Genomic DNA, 6,416 nt, shown 5'->3' with positions numbered 1-6,416 from the left:
AATGGCATGTGGAAGATGCAAAGCAATGGGAAATCTATTATGGTGCTACAAGTGATATGTTTGAAATTAAAAAGTTTGATGATTACTACAAACATTATGATAAAAATTATGTGGCACCAATCGATTATGAAGACACACAAGCATATAAAGAAAACGAGCCGTGGTTCACAGGAATGGGGAGATGTTGAATGAAAATATCAAGAAGAAAGACACATGTAGATATAAATTTTCGCGGAGATTATTTACTTACGAAAGGCGTTTTATTTGAAGATGAAAAAGGTGTGAATGGTAATCCAGATATATACTTTCAAAATGCAAGTTTGTTAACCCTCAATACAAAGAAATTTAGAGTCAGAAATATTAGAAGTATTTTAAAAAATAATATTAGAGTATCGAAAGCAGCTTTAAGAAAGATTTGGTTAAACAAATGATATTTGGAATTATATTATTTGCAACAATCTTAATCACACTAATTATTATGGCAGTAATGGAGGGGTAGATTAATGAAACTTAGACATTCAACTAAAAAATATCTTGAAAGTGAATTATTTGATTACAAAGATATGAATAAGCATTTAAATCAATTAAGAGATGAGATAGCAAACCCATGGCAACCGCAAGATGAAAATATAGGTGGTGGGCGTTCGAATAGAAATGTAAGTGTGACAGAAAGGACAGCTACATTATTGGTTACTGATAAACGACTATTGCAAATGCAACGCATGAGTAATGCTATTGAGAAAGTATACAACGATGGAACTGATCTACAAAAAGAGTTCATGGACATTTATTACTTCCAAAAGAATAGAAAATTGACTATTGAGGGGATAGCACAAGAACTCAATTATAGTAGAAGCACAATCTTGGATAATAAGAGAATTATATTATGTAGGTTAGCTGATGAATTAGGGATAATGAGGTAAGTTCGGACTTTTACTGGACTTTTAGGGCACCAAAAAGCGATATTATAGTATTGTAGAAAAGAATAGGTATCAACTACTTGGACGTGGTCATTCGGTAACTTTTGCACCTTTTCTTTTTTCTAATAACTATACTGTTTGCATTCCTCCCTCTAATATTTATATATAATCCGCCTAGCAATAGTTAGGTGGATTTTGTATAATTAGGTTGCATTAAATAAAAGTAAGGGGAGATGACAAAATGGCTAAAATACCAGGAAGAGAAGTTTTTGAAGATATTTCAAAAGAAGAGAATGGATTTAAGGATATTGCTTTAACTTTAGAAAAGATTTACCAGGAAAATTTCGATCATGATATTCACGATGAAGTATATAGAATAAATGTGAATAGATATGTAAATGAATTATTAATTGCTTATAAAAAAATATAAATAATTACACTCACATATGTGGGTGTTTTTTTGTACACAAATTTAAGAAAGCAAATAGCGATAAGAAGGTGATATATGAGATGAACGAATTAACAATAAAACAACAGTTATTTGCAGATGAGTATATAAGGACTGGTAATGCTTCAATTTCAGCTAGAAACGCAGGATACAGTGAAGCGTATGCGAAGACTCATGTATACAAATTGCTAGAAAATGCTAGAGTAAAATCTTACATTGATGCCAGACTCGAAGAACTAAAAAAAGAAAGCATTGCTGAACAAGACGAAATATTACAATACCTAACATCAGTTATGCGTGGAGAAGTGACTGATCAAGAATTAATACCTATTCAAGTAGGTCGGGGAGAAATGACAGTTGAGGAATTAGAAAAGCGTTCTGATACTAATGCTCGAACTAAAGCAGCAGAGTTATTAGGTAAACGCTATGCAATGTGGACAGATAAACAAATGCTTAACCATGAAGGTGTGGTCCAGTTGGTAGATGATGTACATTGATGAAACAAGTTAAGATATCAGACATTATCCCCGAACATTTTCATGACATTTGGAGGCATGCTAAGAACCCTAATACATTAAATATTGTGGGTAAAGGTGGACGTGGTAGTGGTAAATCTTCTGATGTATCTATCATGATTGTACGACTTATTGTGATGTTCCCAGTAAATGCAGTTGTGATACGTAAGACAGACAATACACTTGCTACGTCAGTATTTGAACAAATTAAATGGGCAATAGAACAAAATCATTTGTCACATTTATTCCAAATCAAAGTATCTCCAATGGAAATCATATATAAGCCTAGAGGTAACAGGATAATCTTTAGAGGTGCACAGAACCCAGAAAGACTGAAATCTCTTAAAGATAGTAAATTCCCATTCACAATAGCTTGGATTGAAGAACTTGCAGAGTTTAAAACAGAAGATGAAGTAACGACCATTACTAACTCACTATTACGTGGAGAGTTGGATAATGGTCTTTTTTATAAGTTCTTCTACACATATAACCTACCTAAACGTAAGCAATCATGGGTTAACAAAAAGTATGAAAGTTCATTCCAACCAGATAATACATTTGTACACCATTCCACATACTTGGATAACCAGTTTATATCCAATCAATTCATTAAAGAAGCAGAAGCAGCTAAACAACGAAATGAAATGCGTTATCGTTGGGAGTATTTAGGTGAAGCAATCGGTAGTGGTGTTGTACCATTCAATAATCTACAGATCGAAACAATACCTCAAGACTTATACGATACGTTCGATAATATACGTAATGCAGTCGATTTTGGATACGCTACGGATCCATTAGCATTTGTACGTTGGCACTATGACAAGAAGAAAAGAATCATATATGCAATGGACGAGTATTACGGTGTACAGATTAGTAACCGTGATTTTGCTAATTGGTTACACAAGAAAGGTTATCAGTCTGATGATATATACGCAGACTCAGCAGAGCCTAAATCAATTGCAGAACTCAAAAAGGAACATGGTATCAAACGTATTAAAGGCGTTAAGAAAGGTAAAGACAGTGTGGAATACGGTGAGCAATGGCTAGATGATTTACAAGCTATCGTCATTGACCCGAAACGCACACCTAACATTGCTAGAGAGTTTGAGAATATTGATTATGAAACAGACAAAGACGGTAACGTTAAACCTAGATTAGAAGATAAAGATAACCATACAATAGATGCCACTCGTTACGCATTAGAAAGAGATATGAGACAAAACAAAATGACAATTCTACAGTAAGAAGGTGATTAATATAATTTGGCCAAATGAAAAACCATTAGGAGAACGATTAACTGATATGGTTAAACCTAACTATGAAACACAAGAAGAAATGATTGTAAGACTTATCGAAGAACACGAGAAGAACATTGAACGTATTTCAATAGGTCAGAAGTATTATGAAAATGATTCAGATATTAATAGGATAATGCCTAAAGTTGATGTAGATGGCAAGGTAGATCCATTCAAACCTGATTGGCGTATTAATACTAACTTCCATAAAAACTTAGTTGACCAAAAAGTATCATATATGGTCGGTAATCCAGTCACATATAAGTCAAAGAATGAAAAAGCTATTGAAGACTTACTCAAAATATTCGATAATCGTTGGGATAATAAACTAATCGACATTCTAACTGCAGCAAGTAATAAAGGTGTTGAATGGGTAATGCCTTATGTGAATGAAGAAGGGGAATTTAAAATATTCCGTGTACCTGCTGAACAAGCTGTGCCTATATGGACGAATAAAGAGCGTGAGGACTTATCGGCATTCATTAGGGTTTATACCCTTAATGAAGAAAAGAAAGTCGAGTATTGGACGAAAGACAGCGTCACATACTACGTCATGGAATATAACCAACTCATACCAGATTATTATCACGGAGAAGATAACGTTCAACCTCACTACTATGAAGGTAATAAAGCAGTGAGTTGGGGTAAAGTACCTTTCGTTCCATTCAAGAATAATCCAGAAGAAACATCGGATTTGTTCATGTATAAATCAATATTAGACGCTATAGATAAGCGACTATCTGATTTACAAAATACATTTGATGAATCTACTGAATTGATTTATGTGTTGAAAGGTTATGAAGGGCAAAACTTAGATGAGTTTATGAAGAATCTTAAATACTACAAAGCGATCAATGTTGATTCTGAAGGTAATTCTGGCGTAGACACAATACAAGTAGAAGTACCTATGCAATCAACGAAAGAATACTTGGAAATGTTGAGAGCGTACGTTATTGAGTTCGGTCAGGGTGTAGACTTCCAAACGGATAAATTTGGCAATGCACCTAGTGGTATATCACTACAATTCTTGTTCAGTAATTTGAGATTGAAGACGAACAAGTTAAAGAATAAAACAGAAGTAGCATTACAAGATTTATTAGACTTTATCGTTCATTTCCACAAAATAAATATAGATCCAAACGATATTGAAATCACATTCAACTATGATGTATTGATGAATAAATTAGAAGAATCACAAATTGCTATGAACTCAACGGGCATCATCTCAAGAGAATCAGTTGTTGAACATCATCCGTGGGTAAAAGACCCAATTGGAGAAATGGAACGTATTCAAGCAGAACAGTTAGAGTATGGTTCGTTAGAGGATGGTGGAGATGATGAAACAAGATGATATCGACAAAAGAATAGATAAACTCATTGCACAATCTGAAAAAGAGATTGAAAGACTTTTCTCTAACAGATTGAAAGTGATTAAAGCATTAATAGAAGATATGTTCGAGAAATACGAAGGTAGTGAACCACGTGTTACATGGTCTAACTTTAATAAATACAACAGGCTCAATAAAGAACTAGAACGTATAAGTGAAATGATGAATGATGATTATAAAGCAGTTGCTAAGACTATTAAACAATCACAACAAAACGCTTATATCGAAAAGTATATGATGAGCCTGTTTTTGTACGAATTGGCTAGTCAAAGCGATATGCAAGTTAAGGTTCCTAGTGCTGCAATCGTGCAAGAAGCTATCGACCAACCTATTGAATTTATCAAATTAATACCTACATTACAGAAACAACGTAATCAAGTATTAGAAAAGATACGTATGCACATCACACAAGGCATTATTAGTGGTGAAGGTTACAGCAAGATAGCAAAGGCATTACGTGATGATATAGGCATGTCTATGGCTCAATCAAAGCGTGTTGCTAGAACTGAAGCAGGACGAGCGATGAGTATTGCTGGTCAAGATAGTGCTATGAAAGCTAAAGAGAATGGCATTGAAATGACTAAGATGTGGAATGCTACTAAAGACACACGCACTCGTGATACTCACAGACACTTAGACGGACAGAAAAAGAAACTTACTGAAACATTTAAATCTAGTGGGTGTGTAGGGTTATCTCCTAAAACGTTTATAGGTGTTTCTAGTGCAAAAGAAAACATCAATTGTAGATGTAAGCTTATGTATTTGATTGATGATGAAGTACCTGAAGTTATGCGTGTTAGAAATGATGATGGTAGTACGAGCGTTGTTGATTTCCAGACATACGAAGAATGGTATAAAGACAAGAAAAAGGGTGATTGATGTGAAAAAGAACACTGTAATTTTAGATATCGATAGGTATAACGAATTACTTGAGGCAGCTGTAAGATATGAGTTGATAAAAGAAAGGCAAGAGGAAGTAAGAGTAAGTGGTGAAACGCTTAAGAAATGGCTTAAAACTAGAAGGCTTAATAGTGAAATTGAAACAGAAATGCGAAAAGGTATGATAAATACACTAGTTTAACCGACAGTCGTGAGATTGACGGTTATTTTTATGCGTTCATTTATCCAGAAAGGACAGTGATCTGTATATCTCATGATGGTGGTATTCCATCACTCGTCCTAGACATGACGTTAAAAGGTCTAAATATTCGTGGCGTTGCACGTAAAACTCGTAAAAGGAGAAAAAACTATGGAATTTAAAGACTTATTAAAACAATTCGCAGACGGTTCAGCAGACGAGCAAGCTGTTATTGAAGCATATGAAAAAGCAACAGAAGGTATGATACCACGTTCACGATTAAACGATAAGAACGAAGATATCAAAGAGTTACAAGAACAGTTAGCTAAACGTGATGAACAAATTGTCGAATTACAGAAAAGCGTTAAAGATGAGAGCGAGATTTCAAAAGAACTCGAAGAATTAAAACGATCTAACGCTGAATGGTCGGAAAAATACCAACAATCACAATTGAATAACGCAATTAAGTTAGCAGTTGCTAAAGATGCAATCAATGCTAACCACGTTCTAAAACTGCTTGATACAGATGGTTTAGAACTACAAGATGATGGTTCTGTAAAAGGATTAGATGACAAGTTGAAATCATTTAAAGAAGAAAATGGTCATTTATTCGGTGCGGATAAACCGACAGGAAAGTCGCCACAAGATGGAAACAATCCAACAGGTGGCATTACGAAAGAACAGTTTAAAGAAATGAGTTATACAGAACAAGTTAACTTATTGAACACACAACCGGAATTATATAACAAATTATCAGAATAAGGAGTGTTAC

10 protein-coding genes are annotated in these 6,416 nt (G+C 34.2%); all 10 read left to right on the top strand.

Annotated elements, in window-relative coordinates; genetic code table 11:
* Positions 1-188 (top strand): hypothetical protein (locus tag LQ617_RS14960; RefSeq protein ID WP_239740726.1); only part of this gene is annotated, 188 nt, incomplete at its 5' end.
* Entirely contained in the window at positions 189-431 is a 243-nt protein-coding gene (locus LQ617_RS14955; RefSeq protein WP_239740725.1) for a hypothetical protein, read from the top strand.
* A 72-nt stretch (positions 432-503) separates the two neighbouring features.
* Positions 504-923 (top strand): transcriptional regulator, encoded by a 420-nt coding sequence (locus LQ617_RS14950; protein WP_239740724.1) that lies wholly within the window; start codon positions 504-506, stop codon positions 921-923.
* A 238-nt stretch (positions 924-1,161) separates the two neighbouring features.
* Positions 1,162-1,350, top strand: a complete 189-nt coding sequence (locus tag LQ617_RS14945; protein WP_239740723.1) for a hypothetical protein — start codon at positions 1,162-1,164, stop codon at positions 1,348-1,350.
* A gap of 80 nt (positions 1,351-1,430) precedes the next feature.
* Positions 1,431-1,865, top strand: a complete 435-nt coding sequence (locus LQ617_RS14940) for a terminase small subunit (RefSeq protein ID WP_239740722.1) — start codon at positions 1,431-1,433, stop codon at positions 1,863-1,865.
* Entirely contained in the window at positions 1,865-3,127 is a 1,263-nt protein-coding gene (locus tag LQ617_RS14935) for a PBSX family phage terminase large subunit (protein ID WP_481816981.1), read from the top strand. The genes LQ617_RS14940 and LQ617_RS14935 overlap by 1 nt, the downstream gene beginning before the upstream one ends.
* Before the next feature lie 4 nt (positions 3,128-3,131).
* Positions 3,132-4,529: a phage portal protein gene (locus tag LQ617_RS14930; RefSeq protein WP_239740720.1), complete on the top strand. Its 1,398-nt coding sequence runs from the start codon at positions 3,132-3,134 to the stop codon at positions 4,527-4,529.
* Complete coding sequence (locus LQ617_RS14925) at positions 4,504-5,445, top strand: phage head morphogenesis protein (RefSeq protein ID WP_239740719.1); 942 nt, start codon at positions 4,504-4,506, stop codon at positions 5,443-5,445. The genes LQ617_RS14930 and LQ617_RS14925 overlap by 26 nt, the downstream gene beginning before the upstream one ends.
* Positions 5,438-5,647: a hypothetical protein gene (locus LQ617_RS14920; protein ID WP_239740718.1), complete on the top strand. Its 210-nt coding sequence runs from the start codon at positions 5,438-5,440 to the stop codon at positions 5,645-5,647. Before LQ617_RS14925 ends, LQ617_RS14920 begins: the two co-directional genes overlap by 8 nt.
* 168 nt (positions 5,648-5,815) lie before the next feature.
* The gene (locus LQ617_RS14915) at positions 5,816-6,406 is read left to right on the top strand and encodes a phage scaffolding protein (RefSeq protein WP_239740717.1); all 591 of its coding nucleotides are present in this window, start codon (positions 5,816-5,818) and stop codon (positions 6,404-6,406) included.
* Positions 6,407-6,416: the final 10 nt, after the last annotated feature.

Origin of the sequence: Mammaliicoccus sp. P-M59, assembly GCF_022386135.1 — a bacterium.
Taxonomy (GTDB): Bacteria; Bacillota; Bacilli; order Staphylococcales; family Staphylococcaceae; genus Mammaliicoccus; species Mammaliicoccus sciuri_A.
This window is presented reverse-complemented; position numbering and strand designations above follow the sequence as displayed.

What these genes read in the sequence shown, in the direction of transcription:
- LQ617_RS14925 (WP_239740719.1), top strand. Translation starts at nt 4,504, where the DNA reads ATGGTGGAGATGATGAAACAAGATGATATCGACAAAAGAATAGATAAA.
- LQ617_RS14955 (WP_239740725.1), top strand. Translation starts at nt 189, where the DNA reads ATGAAAATATCAAGAAGAAAGACACATGTAGATATAAATTTTCGCGGA.
- LQ617_RS14940 (WP_239740722.1), top strand. Translation starts at nt 1,431, where the DNA reads ATGAACGAATTAACAATAAAACAACAGTTATTTGCAGATGAGTATATA.
- LQ617_RS14935 (WP_481816981.1), top strand. Translation starts at nt 1,865, where the DNA reads ATGAAACAAGTTAAGATATCAGACATTATCCCCGAACATTTTCATGAC.
- LQ617_RS14945 (WP_239740723.1), top strand. Translation starts at nt 1,162, where the DNA reads ATGGCTAAAATACCAGGAAGAGAAGTTTTTGAAGATATTTCAAAAGAA.
- LQ617_RS14915 (WP_239740717.1), top strand. Translation starts at nt 5,816, where the DNA reads ATGGAATTTAAAGACTTATTAAAACAATTCGCAGACGGTTCAGCAGAC.
- LQ617_RS14950 (WP_239740724.1), top strand. Translation starts at nt 504, where the DNA reads ATGAAACTTAGACATTCAACTAAAAAATATCTTGAAAGTGAATTATTT.